Here is a 20,206-nt window from a genome sequence, read left to right as displayed (position 1 = left end):
CTTAGAAGTGCGTTAGATGACTCTCGCGTCCCGCTCTACGCGGAGAACGCCTAGTCTATCCACCGCAACGGGTCCAGCGGAACCGCCCCGATCAACTGATCGTGCGCCGCCCGCCGAATCTGATCGCGGCACGCAAAGAACGCATCGACGACGTTCGGATCCCACTGCCGGCCTGCGCCGCCGCGGATCACTTCATCCAGCTGCTCGTCGGCCATGCCGCGACGATAGGGACGATCGCTCGACATCGCGTCGAACGCATCGGCTACCGCGGCAATGCGGGCAATCAGCGGCGTCGCTTCGCCCGTCAGTCCGTGAGGATAGCCGCTGCCGTCCCACGACTCGTGGTGATGCAGCACGATCGGCAAGATCTTCTGCAGTTGCGTCACGCCGCTGAGGATGTCGTACCCCAGCTGCGGGTGGCGTTTGATGTGGTCGTGCTCGTCCGGCGTCAGCGGGCCCGCCTTCTTCAAGATGTTGTCATCGATGCCGATCTTGCCGATATCGTGCAGCAACCCGCCGAGGTAGATCGTATCGAGCAGTTCCTTGTCGAGCCCCAGCTCCTGAGCGATGCAGACCGCCACGCGGGCAACGCGTTCGCTGTGACCGTGCGTGTACGGATCCTTCGCATCGATCGCCGAGGTGAGCGCCCGCACCGACGCCGCGAACAGGTCGCCCTGCCGCGCGAACAGGTGGGTGTTGTGGCGGTGAACGCCGAGGATCGTGCTGACGCTTTCGAGCAGCCGAATCTCGGCCGTGCCGAACTCGCAGAACTCGTCGCCATCGACGCCGGCGTGGTTGATCGCCAGCAGCCAACCTGCCAGCCGCGTCCCTTGCAAGATCGGCACGCTCGCCAGCTCGCGGATTGTGGCGTATTCCCAAGTCGGCGCCGAGGTGTGAGCACGGTTCAGCACCAGCGACCGTCGCGCGACGCCGCCGAGCCGTTCCATCATGTCGCTCAGCGCCCGCGGTTCCACCGGATACTCGCCGAAGTAACGTTCGGCCGGGCCGTTCTCGCCGAACAGCGGAATCTGCACCCCTTCGCCGTTGCAGCGAGCCACCGCGACGATGCACTGCGCCGGCACGGCTTCCGCGAGCCACGACACGGCGCTCCGCCACAAATCGTCCGGCCCCTGTGAAACATCGAGCCCGCGGGCCAACCGGTGGAGCAGGCCGAGCTCCACGCAGGAATCGCGGGCATGCCCGACCGCCTCGCTGATCTCGCGCTCTAGGTGGGCGAGTTTGGTTCGTTGATGAATGTTATCGATTGTCGATTCAGCCAGCTGCAGCGCGACGCGGGGGTTCCACGCCTCGTTCTGCTGAGCCCAGGCGAACGCCCGCCGCGAGTCGATCCCGAAGACGCGAGCCGCAGAGAGGATTTCCGCTTCGTCGGCGACGGGCGAGGTCAGGATCAAGCCAATGGCGGCGAGCTGCGGCCCCTGTTCCATCTGCCGCAACGGCACGGCAATCATCGTCAGCGGCGACTCTTCGTCGACGATCTCCGCCGAGCCGCGGTTGACCACCTCTTGAATGAGCGGCAACCGCTGGTAAAAATCGCAGATCAACCCATGCGGGGCCGCGTAGTTCAACTCGCCGCTCTCGACGTCGATCAGCAGGAACGGCTGATTGAACGCCGCCTCAAGCGCTCGCAATGCGGCGCGAGGTAGCGCTGGCTCCGTACGACCGCGCAACGCCGCCGCGGCCGGTGAATCGGCGCCGTCTGGGCGTGCTTCGAGTTCTGGGAGCGTGAGGTTCAACGGAGGTGACAGGTAGCGTGGTGGTTGTAAGCAGCCGGCGCCGACCTGGAAACTCCAGCGCGCACCGAGATCGCTGCACTGCAAACATAGGACAGGCTGTTGCTGGCAGCGGTGTGGGTCGCCGCTGAACCTGAGGTGCATAGCCGCGTTTGGTGCGACTGTATCGGTTATGAGGCCGCCGGCCTCATCGGCGGAACCACTGCCCGCCGCGCAATCCCCCAGATTGGGGAGAGCAGGAAGAGGGCTTAGATTGCGCCAGGACGCCCGGGAACGTCTTCCACGCGCTGCTGCCGTTGCCGGTAGCGACGGCTCGCCCGCTTGAGCACCGCCTGCTCTTCTTCGCTCAGTTGGTCGAATCCAACCTCATGCATCCGGGCGAGAATATCATCGACCCGCGCATCCTCGCGATCTTCGCGTTCCCGCCGCTTACGGTCGAGGACTTCCTGTTGCTTCTGCTGCAGATGCTCGACCAAGACGGCGGTGCGATCGTCGTCGATCCATTCGGCATTGAGCCACTGCTCGTCGTCCGACTCCCACTGGTCGATGTCGAGACCTACATCGTACTGCCGTTGGCGAGCGGCACGGTTGCCGCCGTAGAGGAGCAGCACGGAAAGGAGCGCCAGCGGCAGCCACTGCGGAACGAATTCGTTTAGCTGCTGATCTTGGAACGTGATCGCCAACACCGCCGAGACGAGAGCGGCGCCATACGCGATGTGAGCCGATGAAGCCGACGCCGATGCTCGGCCGACCAGCGGCCAGAGGATGCTCCGCAGCACCTCGGCGCCGTCGAACGGCTGCACGGGTAGCAAGTTCACCAGCAGCAGCCAGGTATTCACCCAAACCGTGATCTGCAGGGCCATCATGCCGAGCGAATCTTGATGGGTGAATCGCGGTGCAAATGGCGAGAAGATATGGAGCAAATTGTCTTCGCCGGCGATCGCCAAGCCGCATGCCGCGGAGATGATGATCACCAAGTAAGTCAGCGGACCTGCCATCGCCGTGACGAGGTGGGCCGGCGGATCGGACGGCAAGTGAGGCTGTGACCAACCCCCGGTCGGGCCGATGACGATCAGGTTCGTCCGCCCGCCGACGCGGCGCGCGGCGAGCGCCCGCATCCCTTCGTGCAGCAGGACGCTCGCCAACAGAATCACCAGGCCCAGGCTGGCGTTCGGAATGGTGAAGACTTCGTTGTCGCCGACGCGACCAACGGTCGGCAAACTGGCGAGCCAGAGCGTCAGCAATACGAGGATCGGGAAGTGGACGTGCAAACGAACTTCGACGCCGCGCCAACGGCCTAAGCTGAAGCTCCAACTACCTGCGGCGCTGCGATTCATCTTGCCTCTCGCCTCCTCCGGCGCGTCGAAATCCGAGCGGTTCGACAGCGGCGGCCCGATTTCGCTATCCTATCAGTCGCCCCTCAGAGTGGCAAACAATGTTCGGGTTTTGCCGAGGGAAAGGCCCCTGCGGGAGCCCGTGAGAGCGAGCCGGCGGGGCGTCGGCGTCATTACCCAAACTGCCTGGTTTCGTGAGTCAGCCAAATGGATTCGTCGTCCGCAGATGGTCGTCTCTTGCTATCAACCTCTCGGTTCGACGTGATTGAGGTGATGCAGGCGACGCGGCAGGGAGGCAACCGCCCTCGGCAAGTGATCATTCACCCTGGCGCCGTCGTCATTTTGCCGATGGTCGACGACGATCATGTCTGTCTCATTCGTAATGAACGAGTGGCCGTCGGCAAGACGCTGGTCGAACTTCCCGCCGGCACGATGGAGCCGCCGGCAACGCCGCTGCAGATGGCCGTCCGCGAGTTGAAGGAAGAGACCGGCTACACGGCCGAGCGTTGGCGGGAGATGCCGGCGTTCTACATGTCGCCCGGCATCCTGCGGGAGCAGATGCATTCGTTCGTCGCCGAGGGCCTCACCGCCGGCGAGCACGCCCGCGAGGCGGGGGAGAACATCGACAATCTAGTAGTTCCGTGGAGCGAGGCGATCGCGATGGTCGAGAGCGGCGAGATTGAAGATGCGAAGACGATCTGCGCGCTACTGATGTGGGACCGGCTCCGAGCACGCTAGTCGCTATCGACTCGCTCCGTATTCTTTGCGCCTTCGCGCCTTTGCGTGAGATCAGCAAAGAATTGTCTCACGCAAAGGCGCGAAGGCGCAAAGGAAGACGATATCTAAGCCCTAAGCGAATCGCTGGTTCACTGTGGCGTAGTACGGATTGCGGTAGAGCACCTCCGCGATCAGCTCTGGTGAGCCGCGCTCTGGGCCACGCTCGTAGTGCCACTCCGGCCCGGTGGGCACAAGCGATTCGTCATACGGCCATGGGGTGAACGGTTCGATGCCGAGCGCGACCGACAGCTTCGTCGAGTCCATCGCCACGTTGCCGGCTCGCGGCGGGATTGGCCCGGCGGCATGCCGCAGGCAGCCCATCAGCGTCTTCGGATCGTAGCCACCGACGCGATTGACGACTTGGGCGATCTCGTACAGTGACAGCCGGGTTGGTCCGCCGGCGTGATAGAGACCGGCGAGATCGCTTGCCAGCAGTCGCTCGAACAAGCGGTTGAGGCAGTCGGTGTATGTCGGCGTACGCACCTCGTCGAAGTACAGCGTTGCGGGCCGACCTTTCTTGAACCGCGACTGAATCCAATCGATCGCCCCCGCGTGCCCGTTGAAGCTGACGCCCATCGGCAGCGAGATCCGCACCGTGCACGCCTGCGGCAACCAATCGAACAGCACCTGCTCGGCGGCGACCATCGTCTTGCCGTAGACGGTCACCGGGTCGGTCGGATCGCCCTCGACGTAGCTGCCGCCGTCGCGACCGGCGAAGACGAGATCAATCGACGCATGCACGAGCCGCACGTTGCGTTCGACGATGATCGACGCGAGATTGACGAGCCCTTCGACGTTCGTCCGCCAGGCAAGCCGCGTGTCGAGTTCGCACGCCCGCAGTGCACAGTTGCCGGCGCAATCGAGCACCGAACCGAACTGCCAGCGATCGAACAACCGGTTCAGTTCCTCGCGATCCTCTGCGTCGCACGCGACGATGCCGGGCGCCGAGAGCTTCCAATTGTCGGCCTGCCGAATCCCAATCACCCGGCCAGGATACCGCTGCGAGAAGTAGTCGAACGCGTTGTATCCGGCCACGCCGGCGACGCCGGTGATGAGCAGCGGGAGCGGGATTTCGGGGACTGGATCGCCTGCAGGGAACATCAACCTACTGTACCGCACGCGAGACCGACCTGTCACTGCACAGCGGGCGGGAACTCACTACGGTGCAGCAGGTTAGCGTCGGTGCGGCTAGGTCCTGCGATCTCGATTCCTCGCAGCTACTTTGCTGAACGACACAATTGTATTACAATTAACTGTATTACAATTAACGCAGCGACCACTCTCTTCACGGCCCACGCCGAATCTCCTTTCTTGAAAACGTGAACGAACACCTCAGGCCGAACGCCTCTCGCGTTCGCCGCTGGTTCGCTCGGACTATTTCTCCTCAGATCCGCCCAGGTACATCACATGGCAATGGTGAGATTTCTCCTTGGACTAAGCCTCGCGCTGGGATTGTTGGCAGACGCAACGCGGGTTGAAGCCGGTTACGAAAACGAGCTAAACATCGCTCAGCAGTGGTTCGACGCCGGCTTCGGCGAGGACGTCTCGAAGCTCCCGTTCAGCTTCAAGCTGGGCGAAGAGTCGTCTGCCACGGTGCTGGGTCGCGCGAAGCGTTCGAGCGAAGACAAACAGCTCGAGGGCGGTCGCACGGAGCGCACGATCGTGTGGGCCGACGAGACGACCGGACTCGAGACGAGGGTTGTCGTCGTTAAGTACTCCGACTACCCCAACATCGAATGGACGGTTCGGTTCACCAACAAGGGTGACAAAGATACGCCGGTGCTGTCGGCCATCGAGGGGCTCGACATCCATCAAACCGTGCCGACCAACGCGCAAACGATTCTGCACCATATGAAGGGTTCCTACGTCGCGCAGAACGACTTCGAACCTTACGAAATGGGCCTGACGCAACGGACGTCGGCGACCTTCCGTTCGTTCGGCGGCCGCGGCACGAATGGCTGCTGGCCGTACTTCAATGTGAACTGGGGCAACACGGGACTCATCGTGGCGATTGGCTGGCCGGGGCAGTGGAATGCGTCGTTCGACCGCGACGGCACGACTGGACTCGCGATTCGCGCTGGCCAGGAAAACGCCAACTTCAAGCTGACGCCGGGCGAGACGGCACGCACTCCGCTGATGGTCCTCCAGTGGTACGCGGGCGATTGGGTCGACGGGCAGAACGCATGGCGCCGCTGGATGGTGGCCCACAACGTGCCGCGGGTCGACGGCAAACTGCCGGGGCAGCAATTGCTGGCCAACAGCTCTCATCAGTTTGCGGAAATGATCAACGCGAATGAAGAAAATCAAAAGCAGATGATCGATCGCTATCTCGAAGAGAAGCTGCCGCTGGCCTACTGGTGGATGGACGCCGGCTGGTACGTGAACGACGGCAATTGGGTGACCACCGGCACGTGGGAAGTCGATAAAAAGCGATTCCCCAACGGCCTCCGCGCCATTACCGACCACGCCCACTCGAAGGGAGTGAAGGCGATCGTCTGGTTCGAGCCGGAACGAGTCGCCGCGGGAACTTGGCTCGACAAAGAACGGCCGCAGTGGCTGCTCAGCCCGCTGCCGAACCCGGGCGACCAAAGCTACCTCGACGGTTGGAAACTCCTCAACCTCGGCAATCCCGAGGCGCTCGATTGGGCGATCAAGCACATTAGCGGCTTGATCGAAAGCGAAGGGATCGATCTTTACCGCCAAGACTTCAACATGGACCCGCTCATGTACTGGCGGAATGGCGAAGCCGAAGATCGGCAAGGCATCACCGAGAACCACTACGTCGAAGGCTACCTCGCCTACTGGGACGGCTTGCTGGCCAATCACCCGCACTTGCGCATCGACACCTGCTCCAGCGGCGGGCGGCGGCTCGATCTGGAAACCCTGCGCCGCAGCGTGCCGCTGATTCGCAGCGACTACCTGTTCGAGCCGATCGGCCAACAGGGGCACACGCACGGGATTTCCTCTTGGTTGCCCTACTACGGCAACGGCACACTCGTCGGCAAGAGCGCCATCGGCCAGAACACGACCGAGGGGATCAACGAGTACGACTTCCGCAGCCACGTGGCGAATTCGCTCACCGCTGCCTGGGACATGCGGGACAAAACGCTCGATTACGACAAGCTGCGGGAACTCTCCGCCGAGCATGCCCGCATTGGCGAGCTCTACATGGGCGACTACTACCCGCTGACGCGGCACTCGATCTCGTCGAAGGATTGGATCGCGTGGGAGTTCAACAACCCCGAAACCGGCAAGGGCGTCGTACAGGCGTTCCGCCGCGAGGAGAACACGCAGCCGACGCAAACGTTCCGCTTGCGCGGACTCGATCCAGCAGCGCAGTATGAGATTGAATCGCAAGGCTCCGACAAGAGCTGGACCGAATCAGGCGCCGTGCTGATGGACCAAGGGCTTGAAGTGAAGCTTAAGCCGCGCACTGCCGACGTGCTGTTCCTGACGAAACAGGCCGCCAAGTAGTTCGGGGTTTAGCCGAACTACTTCTGCCAAGCGATCGTCCAGGCCGCAGCGTACTGCCCGTCAGACGAAAGCCTGACCTACGCTGCGCGCCTGGCAACGAAGTCGGCAAAGTCTTCCGGCGTGTCGATCCCACGGGTCGCCCGTTGCGTGACGGCGACCAGGATCGACTCGCCGTTTTCAAGAACGCGGAGCTGTTCGAGCTTTTCGATTTGCTCGAGCGGGCTGACCGGCCACTTGGGCATCTGCATCAGCAGCGAGCGGCGGTAGCCGTAGATGCCGATGTGCTGGTGGAAGGTCGCCGGCTCGGCGGCGAGCAGGCGGTCGTCCCATTCCCGGGCGTGGGGGACGGGGCTGCGCGAGAAGTAGAGGGCCCGGCCGTCGGCGGCGAACACCACCTTCACGCACGACGGGTCGTCCAGCTTGTGGCGGTCGCGGATCGGCGTCGCCAGGGTCGCCATTGCGGCCGAGGGGGTCGATTCGAGGAGTTCGAACAGCCGGTCGATTGCCTTCGCGTCGGCGTCGGGTTCGTCGCCTTGGAGGTTCACGATGATCTCAGCGGCGGGGTACCCGGCAACCGCCTCGGCGACTCGGTCGGTGCCGCTCGGGCAGTCGGGGCTCGTCATTACCACCGGGGCGCCAAAGCGGCGGCACTCGGCGGCGATCTCCTCGTCGTCTGTGGCGATCAGCACCAACTGGGCGTGGCGAACCGACTGGGCCGCTTCGTACGTATGTTGAATGACCGACTTGCCAGCAGCCCGCAGTAGCATCTTGTCCGGCAGCCGCGTCGACCGGCGGCGGGCGGGAATGACGAGAATCCGGCGAAGCGGGGTAATTGGCGTCGGCATAGCGGCATCAAACTCGCGTTGAGGTGGCTTAGCGGCCGAAAAAGTAACCGGTTTGTCGCTGCATCCCAAGAGCGAATCGCGGGAGGAGGCGCATTCGCATACCGTGTGGCTGCAAGCCGTGCTAATCTGCTGGCATCGGACCCGCACGCTGGCAATTGCTAGCGTCGCGGCATGCTAGCGTCCCTCTGTTCGCAACGACGCAATTCGAAGGGATCGTATGTGCGGCATTGTTGGCTACATCGGCCCGGAACAAGCGGCTGACTTTTTGGTCGCAGGTTTGCGGCGTCTCGAGTACCGCGGCTACGACAGCGCCGGCATTGTCTGCGCCGAGCGCGGCACACTGTCGATCGTCAAAAGCGCCGGCCGCGTCGACGAACTCGCCTCGCTGCTGAAGCGCGTTCCTGCCCGCGGGTCACTGGGCGTCGGGCACACCCGCTGGGCGACGCACGGCCCAGCGACCGACGAAAACGCTCACCCCCACGTCGGCGGCAACGGCGTGCTGGCGCTGGTGCACAACGGCGTCATCGAAAACTTCCGCCCGATCAAAGAGCGACTGCAGCAGAAGGGCTACGTCTTCCACAGTCAGACTGATAGCGAAGCGGTCGCCCACCTCATCGCCGACGAACTGGCGATGCTGCCGACGTCGCTCGACGACGCGCTCGATCCGTACGCGCCGCTGATCGCTGCTGTGCAAGCGGCGCTCGCGCAGCTCCGCGGCACCTACGGCTTGGCGATTGTCTTCCGCGATTGGCCCGACGTAATCGTCGCCGCGCGGCTCGGCAGCCCGCTGGTCATCGGCGTCGGCGATCACGAAAAATACATTGCGAGCGACGGCTCGCCGCTCGCTGGGCACACCGATCAGATCGTTTACCTTGCCGACCATGAGCTGGCCGTCATCACGGCCGACTCGATCCGCGTCGTCCATCGCGACCAGGGGGACGTCGAACACGACGTCAAGCAACTCACCATCGACGCGAGCGACGTCGAACTCGGCGGCTTTCCCCACTTCATGCTCAAAGAGATCTTTGAGCAGCCAGAAACTGTCCGCAACGCGATGCGCGGCCGACTCGATCGCGATGCGGCGACGGCAAAGTTCGGCGGACTGAATCTTACGCCGCAACAACTGCGAGCGATCGACCGCTTCGTGCTGACCGCGTGCGGTACGAGCTGGCATTCAGCACTCGTCGGCGAGTACATGATCGAGACGCTCGCCCGCGTGCCGGTGGAAGTTGAATATGCCAGCGAACTGCGTTACCGCAACCCGCCGCTGACGCCGACGACGCTGCTGTTCGCGCTGACGCAAAGCGGCGAGACGATCGACACGCTCGCCGCCCTGCGCGAGATGAAGCGTAAGGGCCACCCAACGATGGCGATTTGCAACGTCGTCGGCAGTACGATCGCCCGCGAGGCCGACGGCGGCATTTACCTGCACGCCGGGCCGGAAATCGGCGTCGCCTCGACGAAAGCCTACACTTCGCAGTGCGTCGTGATGGCGCTGCTCGCTCTGCACTTCGGGCGGCTGCATCACCTCAGCTACGAAGCGGGTTTGCGGATCATCGACGACCTCGAACGGCTGCCGGAGCAAGTCGAGAAGGCGCTCGAAACGAACGCCGAGTGCCGCCGCATCGCCGCGAAGTACGCTGGCTGTGAGAACTTCCTCTACCTCGGTCGGCTCTACAACTTCCCCACGGCGCTCGAAGGAGCGCTGAAGCTGAAAGAAATCAGCTACATCCACGCCGAAGGCTACCCGGCGGCGGAGATGAAGCACGGCCCGATCGCGCTCGTCGACGAACACACGCCGAGCGTCTTCATCGTCCCGCGCTGCGGCGTCTACGACAAAGTGGTGGCCAACGTCGAGGAGATCAAAGCCCGCGGCGGGCCGGTGATCGCGATTGTCGAAGAGGGCGACCACGAAGTCGCTCAGATCGCCGACGACGTGCTAGAAATCCCCGCGACGGCCGACTTCCTGCAGCCGATCGTCGCGGCGATCCCGCTGCAGTTGCTGGCGTACCACATCGCCGTGCTCCGCGGCTGCGACGTCGACAAGCCGCGGAACTTGGCGAAGAGCGTGACCGTCGAATGAAGCTGCTCGTTGCCATCGCCACTTACAACGAGATCGAGAATCTGCCGACTCTCGTGCCGGCGATCCGCGCGCAGCTCCCCAACGCCGACGTGCTCGTGGTCGACGATAACTCACCCGACGGCACCGGCCAGTGGTGCGATGAAGAAGCCGCCCGCTCGCCCTGGTTCTCGGTGATTCACCGTGCGGGCAAGCTCGGCCTTGGTTCGGCGTCGTGGACAGCGATGCAGACGTCGATCGAACGCGGCTACGACTGGCTTGCGACGCTCGACGCCGATTGGAGCCATCCGCCTGAAGCGTTACCGCGAATGATCGCGGCATCGTCCAACGTCGACTTGGTGATCGGCTCGCGTTACTGTCACGGCGGCGAGATCCACGGTTGGCCACTGGGCCGTCGCGTTGTCAGCCGAGTGATGAACGTCGCCACGCGTGCCGCTCTCGGCACGCCGGTGCGCGACGCCAGCGGCGCCTGCCGACTCTATCGCGTCGAGAAGCTCGCGGAACTCGACTTCGGCGACCTCAAGGCGACGGGCTACGCCTATCTCGAAGAGATCCTCTGGCAGCTCCATCGTCGCGGCGCACGGTTTGCTGAAGTACCGATCGCCTTTACCGATCGTCGCGCGGGCGCCTCGAAAGTCGGCGTCAACGAAGCGGTCGGCAAAGTGAAAGTGCTCGCACGCCTCGCGGGTCGACGCCTGCGAGGCGATTGAGTTCGACGCAGTTTCCGCCTTGCCGCAACTCGGCCGCGAAACTTGAATCATTCCCGCCAGAATCTCACGCTCGCCGTTGCTTCGGAAGCGGGCAGTTCCGCTCAAACAATTCGCAGTCAATCGCTAACGATTGCCGCGACCGTGAGGGCTGAAACGGTTTCTCTCAAGTTTTCCACGCGGGCTGCGTCGCAACCTATCCTTTCCTGTTCGTTCGACTTTCGCACAGGATTTACGCCATGAGCAAACGGATCGGTATTCTCACCAGCGGCGGCGACTGCCCGGGCCTCAACGCGGTCATTCGCGGCGTCGTCAAAGCCTCGTGGCAGCTCGGTTACGAGTGCCTCGGCTTTCTCAAGGGATATGAGGGACTCTACGATCCCGTTCGTTACATAACGCTCACGCCGAAAAACACTGCCGGCATCCTCACGCAGGGCGGCACGATTCTCGGCTCGACGAATAAAGGCCGCTTTGCTGCAACGGTCGGCGTGCAAGATCGCGTCGATCTTGATCCCGAACTGCTCGAGGGCGTTGCTGGTACAGTGAAGCAACTCGGCATCGAGGGCCTCGTCTGCATCGGCGGCGACGGTTCGCTGGCCGTCGCTCAGCAGTTCCACGAATACGGCATCCCGGTCGTAGGCGTTCCGAAGACGATCGACAACGATCTTTCCGCTACCGCCTACACGTTTGGCTTCTCGAGTGCCGTCGCCTGTGCGACCGACGCGCTCGATCGGCTCCACACGACGGCCGCCGCGCACGAGCGGATCATGGTCCTCGAAGTGATGGGCCGCCACGCTGGGTGGATCGCATTGCATGCCGGGATCGCCGGCGGCGGCGACGTGATCCTTATTCCCGAAATTCCGTGGACGTTTGAAAACGTCTGCCACAAAATTCTCGACCGCGAAGTCAACGGCAAGCATTTTACGCTGGTCGTCGTCGCCGAAGGGGCTCACCTCCCGACCGGCGAAATGGTCGGCGAAGAGCGCCGCGGCGCGCAGAAGAAGCTGGGCGGCATCGGCCCGCTGATTGCCCGCGAACTTGAAGAGCGGCTCCATCGCGAAGCCCGCACCGTGGTCCTCGGCCACTTGCAACGCGGCGGAGCGCCGACGACTTTCGACCGCGTGCTCGCCACCCAATACGGCGCCCATGCCGTACGCCTGATCGTCGAGAAAAAGTTCGGCCAAATGATTTGCTACAACCCGCCGGATATGGGCAGCGTGCCGATCATCGAGGCGGTCCACCAGATTCGACTCGTCGACAGCGAAGGCGCCGCCGTCCAAGCGGCCCGGGCGCTCGGCATCAGCTTCGGAGATTGCGAGGCGGGGACGAGCCCTTTCGTCTGTAGCGTGGACTCCGACGACGTTCAGACCGCCGAGGACGTCGAAATGGATGCTGAGTTCACGCTTGATTTGGCGGATGCCGCAACGGAAGAAGCGCTGCTGCCGTAGCTGCATTCTCAGCCCCGGGCTCCGCCCGGGGGGTCGGTATCTATTCCACGCGACGTAGTCCAACGGAATGGGTAGTCACCCCTGGGCGGAGCCCGGGGCTAGTGACAACGCAACTATGTTGCGTGCAGCGATCCAATTCTCCTTCTCAAACCAAGGCCTGCGACCGCATCGTTCGCCCGCGCAGACATTTGCTCCCGGCTCCCCCAGTCGGTTACGATAGACCCCCGTGCCGCTCCGGCGGCGGGGCGGCGTCTAGCGATCGACTTGGGGAGATGGGTTCATGGGTCTTCGAGTAGCGGGCGTGTGGTTCTTCTTGCTGGCGGCGAGCGTCGCTGCGTCGTGCTTCGGAGCCGAGGGTTTCGAATGGCAAACGCCCGAGGGCGATCACGTTGACCTGCTATTCGACGGCGAGCCGGCGTTTCGCTATATGATGCCGACGCTCGACGAATCGAGCGAAGAGAAGCGGAGCGAGACGTTCAAACCGTATCATCACGTCTTCAGCCCCGACGGCAAGACGCTGCTGACCAAAGGCCCGGGCGGGCTCTTCCCGCATCATCGCGGCCTCTTCTACGGCTTTAACAAAATCACCTACGGCAACGGCAAGGAGTGCGATACCTGGCACTGCACCGGCAAGACGTTCCAATCGCACGAAGAGATCGTTGAGGAAGAAGCCGACGCCGACGGCGCCAAGCAGATCGTGAAGATCGACTGGCACGGCAAGGATGGCGAAGTCTTTGCCAACGAGACCCGCGAGATGGACATCGAACGCCAGAAGCACAACGGCGTCGAGGGTTGGCAAATCGACTTCTCGTCGCACCTCGAATCTTCCGACGGCCAGACGGTCCACCTCGACGGCGATCCGCAGCACGCGGGCTTTCAGTTCCGCGCCACGCAAAAGGTGCCGGACGAAACTGCTAAGGAAACCTACTACGTGCGGACCGACGGCGTCGGCAAGCCGGGCGACTACCGCAACTGGGATCACAACAAGCCGAACTCTCCCGGCAATAGCGAGAACGAAAACCGCCCCTGGAACGCTCTCAGTTTCGTCGTCGACGGCCAGCGTTACACGGTCGTTTATCTCGATCATCCTTCGAACCCTAAGCCGTCTCGCTACAGCGAACGCGACTACGGTCGCTTCGGTTCGTACTTCGTCGCGGACGTGACGAAGGAGAAGCCGCTCGACGTGAAGTACCGCGTCTGGATTCAACCGGGCGAGATGACCGTCCAGCAATGCTCGGCGCTTGCCCAAGAGTTTACTGCAGCCAAGTAACCCCATCGCAGCACAGGACGCACGATGCCCGCACTCCCGCCGCTCAACCCGCCGATCCGCACGCTCCTCGGCCCCGGCCCCAGCGATATCCACCCGCGCGTCCTCGCCGCGATGGCGCGGCCAACGGTCGGGCACCTCGATCCCTACTATCTGCAAGTGATGGATAAGGTGCAGGGAGGGCTGCGCGAGCTCTTCCGCACCACGAACCGCATGACGTTCGCCGTCAGCGGCACCGGCTCGGCGGGGATGGAAGCGACGGTCGTCAATCTCATTGAGCCCGGCGATGCGATGATCGTCGGTGTCAACGGCGTCTTCGGCGGCCGCATGACCGACGTCGCCGAGCGGGCAGGCGCCAAGGTGACCAAGATCGAACGCCCCTGGGGCGAGGTTTTTACGCCCGAGGAAGTGCAGAAGGCAGTCGACGCGGTGAAGCCGAAGGTAGTCGGCATCGTGATGGCCGAGACGTCGACCGGAGCCTACCAGCCTATCGAAGAGATCGCCAAGATCGTCCACGACGCCGGGGCCCTATTGCTGGTCGACGCGGTGACGTCGCTCGGCGGCGTCCCCGTCGAAGTCGACAAGTGGGGGATCGACGCCATCTACTCCGGCACGCAAAAGTGCCTCAGCTGCCCGCCCGGCCTCGCGCCGGTCTCGTTCAACCAGCGGGCGATGGACGTCATTCTCGGTCGCAAGACGAAGGTGCAAAGCTGGTACCTCGACGTGACGATGCTCGCCAACTACTGGGGCTCGGATCGCGTCTATCACCATACGGCGCCGATCAACATGAGCTACGGCCTGTACGAAGCCGTATCGATCATCCTCGAAGAGGGCCTCGACGCCTGCTTCGCGCGGCATGCCCTCAATCACCGCGCACTCAAGGCCGGCCTCGCCGCGATCGGCATTAAGTACGCCGCGCAAGAAGGGTATCAATTGCCGATGCTCAATGCCGTGCACGTGCCGGCAGGCGTCGACGAAGCGAAAGTTCGCAGTGATTTGCTCAACCGCTTCGGCATCGAAATCGGCGCCGGCCTCGGGGCGTTCAAAGGCAAGGTCTGGCGGATCGGCCTGATGGGCTACGGCGCACGGCCGGCGAACGTTTACCTTGTCCTCTCGGCACTCGAACAACTACTGGCCGAGCAAGGCTGCAAGTTTGAGGCTGGAGCAAGCGTCGCGGCAGCGTCCGAAGTGTATCGCGGTTGAGTTCGAGCTATAATTTGGGGAGCGATCCTGCCAGCCCTCGAAATTGCGATGCAACATCCGATGAACGTCATTCCAGTCGATAGCGCCCGCCAAGATTTTGATGGCTTCGTCGCGCGGGTGCTCGCCACCGCCGAGCCGGTGGCGCTGAGCACGTCGGCCGGCGAACAAGTCGTTGTGATGCCGCTCGAAGAATACGAAGCTTGGCAAGAAACGGCGTACCTGCTCAAGTCGCCCGCCAACGCGGCTCATCTCCGCCAGTCAATTACCGAGGCCTCGCAAGGCGCTTTCGTCGACCACGAACTCGACGAAAAATGAGAGTCGCGTTCACGGAATCTGCGTGGGCCGATTACGTCTGGTTTCAGGAGCACGACCGGCGTCTACTCAAACGGATCAACTCGCTGATCAAAGAGTGTTTGAGAACTCCGTTCGAAGGGACCGGCAAGCCTGAACGACTGCGGGCGGATCTCACCGGCTACTGGTCTCGCCGCATCGACGACGAACATCGCCTCGTCTACACCGTCAGTAATGATCAATTGATCATCATTGCCTGCCGGTACCACTACGAGCGGTGAACCGCACCGGGCCACTTTAAGGCCTCCCGCCGGTCGATTACAATCGCCAGACGGCGGCTATTCTTGTGCCGCCGTCTTGTCGGCTCTCATCAGCGCCGTCTTATTGTTCACGCTCGCGGAGATTCTCATGGGGCAGCAGTCCACCGGCCAACTCGACACCGTGATGCAGGAATCCCGCGTGTTTCCGCCTACCGCGGAAGCCTCGGCTCGTGCACGGATCAAGTCGATGGCCGAATACCAGAAGCTATGGGACGAAGCTGCCGCCGATCCGGCCGGTTTTTGGGCGAAACTCGCCAAGGAAGAACTCCACTGGTTCGAGCCGTTTACCCAGGCGCTGAAGTGGAACGAACCGCACGCGGAGTGGTTCGTCGACGGCAAGACGAACGCCTCGTACAACTGCCTCGACAAACACGTGGCCGAGGGCCGCGGCGATCGGGTCGCGCTCATTTGGGAAGGCGAACCGGGCGAGAAGCGGCAGTACACCTACGCCGAATTGCTCCGTGAAGTCAGCAAGTTCGCGAATGTGCTGAAGTCGCTCGGCACGCAGCAGGGAGACGTCGTTTCAATCTACATGCCGCTGACGCCGGAGCTCGTCATTGCGATGCTCGCGTGCGCGCGGATCGGGGCGATTCACTCGGTGATCTTCGCCGGCTTTTCGTCCGAGGCGATTGCCGATCGCAATAACGACGCGAAGGCGAAGATCCAAATCACCGCCGACGCCGGCTATCGCCGCGGCACGGTCCTCGCGTTGAAGCAGACGGTCGACGCGGCGCTCGCCAAGTCGCCGACGGTTGAGAAGTGCATTGTGTTCTCCCGCGTAAACGAAGCGGTCCACATGCAGGAAGGCCGCGACTTCTGGTGGCACAAGCTGATGGCCGAGGCAAGCGACGATTGTCCCGCCACGCCGCTCGACAGCGAAGCGACGCTGTTCATCCTGTACACGAGCGGTTCGACCGGCAAGCCGAAGGGCATTCGCCACACGACGGCAGGTTACAACCTGTTCGCGAAGAAGACGTTTGAGTGGGTTTTCGACTGGCAGGAGAACGACGTCTACTGGTGCACGGCCGACTGCGGTTGGGTCACCGGCCATACATACGTCACCTACGGCCCGCTCTCCGCAGGCGCGACGGTGCTGCTGTACGAAGGCGCCCCGAACTACCCGCACGAAGGGCGGTTCTGGGAACTGATCGAGCGGTACCACGTGACCCTCTTCTACACGGCGCCGACGGCCATCCGGGCGTTCATGAAGTGGGGCGATCACCACGTCGAGAAGTACGATCTCTCAAGCCTGCGAGTCCTTGGCACGGTCGGCGAAGGGATCAATCCCGAAGCGTGGATGTGGTACCACCGGAAGATCGGCGCTGAGCGCTGCCCGATCGTCGACACGTGGTGGCAGACCGAAACGGGCGGCATCATGATGAGCCCGCTTCCCGGCGCCACGCCAACGAAGCCAGGCAGCTGCACGATGCCGCTCCCCGGCGTCATTCCGCAAATCGTCGATTCTACCGGCGCCGAGGTCGATGCAACGCACGGCGGCTGGCTGACGATCGCTCATCCCTGGCCCGGCATGCTCCGCGGCATTTGGGGCGATGAGGAACGCTATAAGGAAGTCTACTGGGAGAAAGTCCCAGGCAAGTATCTCGCGGGCGACAACGCTCGTCGCGACGCCGACGGCTACTACTGGATCATGGGCCGCATCGACGACGTGCTGAACGTCTCGGGCCATCGCCTCAGCACGATCGAAATCGAAAGTGCGCTCGTCAGCCATCCGAGCGTCGCCGAAGCCGCGGCAGTCGGTCGGCCTGATCCGCTCAAGGGCGAAGCGGTCGCCGTATTCGTAACCCTCCGCGGCGCCGAGCCGAGCGAGGAGCTGCGCAAGGAACTCATCAAGCACGTTCGCAATCAGATCGGCGCCCTCGCGCAACCCGACGACGTGCGGTTCACCGGCACGTTGCCGAAGACCCGCAGCGGCAAGATCATGCGGCGGTTGCTCCGCGACATTGCCGCCGGCAAGGAAACGGTCGGCGACACGACGACGCTGGAAGACTACAGCGTGCTGGCGCAGTTGCGGACCGAAGACGAATAGGCGTCGTTCGCCCCATGCGATCGGAAACGAGCCCGCGAATCTTTGTGATTCGCGGGCTCTGTTATTTCTCGTTCATTTGGCCACTTGCCGACTCTTGAATTTCCTCACCGCGTCTACGGTGACGTCCGGGTAGTCGGTGGCGAACGACTCGGCGCCAAGTTCGAGGAGGCGGGCGTAGACGGCGGGGTCGGCGTTCTCCCAGGGGAGAACCTGGAAGACGATGCCTCGTGCTTTGAGTTCGTCGCGGACTGATTCGAGGAACGCGGTCGACGGGACGAATGGCTCGGCGTCGGCCGGATCGCCGATCACCTTTACGTGAATCTGGAGGTGGGTGAGTCCCTCGAAATCCTTCGCGCGAATGTCGTCGAGCCGCTTCTTGAGTTCCGCTTCGGTGCCGCCATTCCAGATGAGGGTGAGCGACTCGGGAACGCGCTGCTTCCACTTGCGAATGAGGTCGTGGTGCTTCGTCGTGAAGATGATTTGCTTCTGGAGGCCGGCGTCGACGACTTGCTTCTGAAGTTGGTCGAGGTTGACGTTCTCCGTCTTGATGTCGAGGTAGACGAGCCGGTCGGGATGGCCCTGCATCGCGGCGAACAGGTCGGCAAGCGTCGGGACGCGCTGCCCGGCGTACTGCTTTCCGCGGAAGGAGCCGACTTCTAACTCCTTCACTTCGTCGGCGGTGAGATCCTCGACCCCCTGCCCTGCCTTCGCTTTGTCGACGTTGCCGACGACGCGGCGGAAGTCGGCGTCGTGAAAGCAGACAATGACGCCGTCTTTGGTGGTGCGAAGATCGGCCTCGGGCGTGACGCCGACTTCCCACATCGACTCGAACGCTTCGAGGGTATTCTCCGGGGCCTTGATGCCGGCGCCGCGATGGGCCTGGATATGGAAGCCGAGTTTTTCGCTCGGCTCTGCGGCATTGCCGGCGGTTGCCGTGAGGGAGACGAGTGCCAGGGCGAGCGCGAGTTGCCGCGGTTGCATGAGATTCCGCCTAGTTGATTTGATTGAGTCACCGCGTGTAAGTCGCTTCGAGCCCCGGGCTCCGCCCGGGGGTTGCCTCACGCAGGACGCCGCCGACCGGAGTGGAGACTCACCCCCGGGCGGAGCCCGGGGCTAGGTTGCGCGCTACCAAGCAATATATTCGCGGTGATTGTGAAGAGGCATGCGCGAGCGGTGCAAACGCATAGGGAATTCTTATTCGCGAATAGGAATTCGAACAGCGACTTAGCTGGTGAAGCGGTCGAATTCGGTCTCAGTGGCCGAAGGCCAACTGACGCCGCTTCTGACTGACTCCTAGCTGCTTTACCCCCCATCGCTAGCTGCGGAAAGTTCCCGCCGCGGGGGACTGTCCCTTTGGCTGGGCGTCGCCTCGAGAACTCGGCGATTTTCGTAACCCCCTGGCAATTAGCCACTTACGGCCCGCCGTTTCACTCGCGCCGATTTTTCCGAGAAATTTAATTCCCTTGGCGAACCTCCTCGCCGAAACTAGAGTCATAGGAGCGTCTGGTGGGCCGGCGGCGCCGGTCTAGCGGTCTGATGACTGCCCCAGCCAGATAGCTTCCTGTTTTTCTCTCTCGAGCCGCGCACCAAGCGCAGCGAGGGCATCATGCGTTCCATCCAAAGCCGCAATTGCAATTCTGGCATCCAAAGCGCTCCGTCGAGCGTCATGGCCACGATTCGCCGCGACTCGGACCGCCGCCCCGCCGCAGCTAAATGGTGCGCATTTATGGGCTACGCGTCGCGCTTCTGGCTATCAATGCGCGAACAGCTACAGCATCTCACGACGGTAACAGGCGTACCAACGCACGTTACCGGCGGGGCGCTGTGTGCCGTAGCACTGCAGCGCTCCGGGCAACACGCCACGTGTTGCCTCGCCGCCAGATAACTGGGCTGCGATTCTTAACTACAGAATCTCTCCCTATCTGGCGCCGGCCGTCGGCGAGCCCAGCGCGTACGTTCGCGTTTTGGCCGCCGGTTTCCGACCTTGCTGCCACTGGTCTCGCGCTTGGACCCAACCCAACTGGTCCGGCGCTCGAGGCCCCAAGCTCGAGAGAACCATGGAACTTGAAACTCCAATCTTTGATTTGACTGAGGCGACTACCGCGGAGCTCGTGACTGCGGCTCAACACGGCGACAACGAGGCGTTCGGAACGCTCGTGAACCGGTTCGAGCGGATGGTGCTCGCCGTTTGCTGGCAGCGATTGCGGAACCACGCCGAGGCGCAAGAAGCTTCGCAAGAGGTCTTCATCAAGGCCTTCGAGAAGCTTGAACAGCTTCAAGAAGCGGCGGCGTTCCCGGGCTGGTTGCGGTCGATTGCCGTGCGGCAATCGATTAACCGGGCTGCTCGTCGGCCGCCGGCGACGGCGGTGGAACCGCACTCGCTCGAAGGATTCGACGGCGAGGTCGAAGCGCCAATCACTTCGCTCCTCAACCGGGAGCGGATCGATCAGCTCAACGAAGGGCTCGATCGGTTGGCGACGCTCGACCGGAGCACGCTCGTGGCGTTCTACATCCAAGGACAATCGCTCGTGGAAATGAGCGACGAGTTCTCGGCGCCGGTGGGCACGATCAAGCGGCGGTTGCACGTCGCTCGGAAGCGGCTCGCCAAGGAGCTGGAGTGCTTGCAGGCGGTGTAGCGACGGTTTGTGTTTAACTCCTAACT

Annotated in this window: 16 protein-coding genes; 11 read left to right on the top strand and 5 right to left on the bottom strand. The window is 62.9% G+C overall.

All coding sequences use genetic code 11. The annotated features are described in order from the left end of the window. Positions 1–50: 50 nt before the first annotated feature. Together PLANPX_RS06245 and PLANPX_RS06240 are read right to left on the bottom strand one after the other, a co-directional pair. Entirely contained in the window at positions 51–1,754 is a 1,704-nt protein-coding gene (locus PLANPX_RS06245; RefSeq protein WP_172991903.1) for an HD-GYP domain-containing protein, read from the bottom strand. 245 nt (positions 1,755–1,999) lie between these two features. After that, positions 2,000–3,088 carry a metalloprotease gene (locus tag PLANPX_RS06240; RefSeq protein WP_152097901.1) on the bottom strand — a complete coding sequence of 363 codons (1,089 nt, stop codon included), beginning with the start codon at positions 3,086–3,088 and terminating at the stop codon, positions 2,000–2,002. 234 nt (positions 3,089–3,322) lie between these two features. On the opposite strand from PLANPX_RS06240, the gene PLANPX_RS06235 reads away from it, so the two are divergent. Next, a complete protein-coding gene (locus PLANPX_RS06235; protein WP_232536309.1) occupies positions 3,323–3,823 on the top strand; it encodes an NUDIX hydrolase in 501 nt (166 codons plus the stop codon). A gap of 111 nt (positions 3,824–3,934) precedes the next feature. On the opposite strand, the gene PLANPX_RS06230 is transcribed toward PLANPX_RS06235, so the two are convergent. Then, positions 3,935–4,963: an SDR family oxidoreductase gene (locus PLANPX_RS06230; RefSeq protein WP_152097899.1), complete on the bottom strand. Its 1,029-nt coding sequence runs from the start codon at positions 4,961–4,963 to the stop codon at positions 3,935–3,937. 306 nt (positions 4,964–5,269) lie between these two features. Between PLANPX_RS06230 and PLANPX_RS06225 the strand changes: the two genes are divergently transcribed. Then, on the top strand, positions 5,270–7,336 hold the full coding sequence (locus tag PLANPX_RS06225) for an alpha-galactosidase (protein ID WP_152097898.1): 2,067 nt from the start codon (positions 5,270–5,272) through the stop codon (positions 7,334–7,336). A gap of 77 nt (positions 7,337–7,413) precedes the next feature. Here the strand turns inward: PLANPX_RS06225 and kdsB are convergent, their stop codons facing one another. Continuing rightward, on the bottom strand, positions 7,414–8,181 hold the full coding sequence (gene kdsB, locus PLANPX_RS06220) for a 3-deoxy-manno-octulosonate cytidylyltransferase (RefSeq protein WP_172991902.1): 768 nt from the start codon (positions 8,179–8,181) through the stop codon (positions 7,414–7,416). A gap of 217 nt (positions 8,182–8,398) precedes the next feature. On the opposite strand from kdsB, the gene glmS reads away from it, so the two are divergent. From glmS to acs, 8 genes are all read left to right on the top strand, one after another. Then, positions 8,399–10,264, top strand: a complete 1,866-nt coding sequence (gene glmS / locus PLANPX_RS06215; protein WP_152097897.1) for a glutamine--fructose-6-phosphate transaminase (isomerizing) — start codon at positions 8,399–8,401, stop codon at positions 10,262–10,264. Then, on the top strand, positions 10,261–10,971 hold the full coding sequence (locus PLANPX_RS06210; RefSeq protein ID WP_152097896.1) for a polyprenol monophosphomannose synthase: 711 nt from the start codon (positions 10,261–10,263) through the stop codon (positions 10,969–10,971). Before glmS ends, PLANPX_RS06210 begins: the two co-directional genes overlap by 4 nt. Before the next feature lie 236 nt (positions 10,972–11,207). Next, positions 11,208–12,416: a 6-phosphofructokinase gene (locus tag PLANPX_RS06205; RefSeq protein WP_172991901.1), complete on the top strand. Its 1,209-nt coding sequence runs from the start codon at positions 11,208–11,210 to the stop codon at positions 12,414–12,416. Between the two features lie 280 nt (positions 12,417–12,696). After that, positions 12,697–13,686, top strand: a complete 990-nt coding sequence (locus tag PLANPX_RS06200) for a DUF6807 family protein (protein WP_152097894.1) — start codon at positions 12,697–12,699, stop codon at positions 13,684–13,686. Between the two features lie 24 nt (positions 13,687–13,710). Further along, on the top strand, positions 13,711–14,886 hold the full coding sequence (locus tag PLANPX_RS06195; protein ID WP_152097893.1) for a pyridoxal-phosphate-dependent aminotransferase family protein: 1,176 nt from the start codon (positions 13,711–13,713) through the stop codon (positions 14,884–14,886). A gap of 48 nt (positions 14,887–14,934) precedes the next feature. Then, positions 14,935–15,201: a type II toxin-antitoxin system Phd/YefM family antitoxin gene (locus PLANPX_RS06190; RefSeq protein WP_152097892.1), complete on the top strand. Its 267-nt coding sequence runs from the start codon at positions 14,935–14,937 to the stop codon at positions 15,199–15,201. Then, positions 15,198–15,458 (top strand): Txe/YoeB family addiction module toxin, encoded by a 261-nt coding sequence (locus PLANPX_RS06185; protein WP_152097891.1) that lies wholly within the window; start codon positions 15,198–15,200, stop codon positions 15,456–15,458. Before PLANPX_RS06190 ends, PLANPX_RS06185 begins: the two co-directional genes overlap by 4 nt. A 127-nt stretch (positions 15,459–15,585) precedes the next feature. Next, positions 15,586–17,544, top strand: a complete 1,959-nt coding sequence (acs, locus tag PLANPX_RS06180; protein ID WP_152101795.1) for an acetate--CoA ligase — start codon at positions 15,586–15,588, stop codon at positions 17,542–17,544. Between the two features lie 72 nt (positions 17,545–17,616). On the opposite strand, the gene PLANPX_RS06175 is transcribed toward acs, so the two are convergent. Beyond that, entirely contained in the window at positions 17,617–18,525 is a 909-nt protein-coding gene (locus PLANPX_RS06175; protein WP_152097890.1) for a glycerophosphodiester phosphodiesterase, read from the bottom strand. A gap of 1,076 nt (positions 18,526–19,601) precedes the next feature. On the opposite strand from PLANPX_RS06175, the gene PLANPX_RS06170 reads away from it, so the two are divergent. Further along, on the top strand, positions 19,602–20,180 hold the full coding sequence (locus tag PLANPX_RS06170; RefSeq protein ID WP_152097889.1) for an RNA polymerase sigma factor: 579 nt from the start codon (positions 19,602–19,604) through the stop codon (positions 20,178–20,180). The last annotated feature ends 26 nt before the right edge of the window (positions 20,181–20,206 follow it).

The sequence above is a fragment of the Lacipirellula parvula genome, from assembly GCF_009177095.1.
Classification (GTDB): Bacteria; Planctomycetota; Planctomycetia; order Pirellulales; family Lacipirellulaceae; genus Lacipirellula; species Lacipirellula parvula.
The sequence above is the reverse complement of the archived record's forward strand: the minus strand, read 5'-3'. Positions and strand labels throughout refer to the sequence as shown.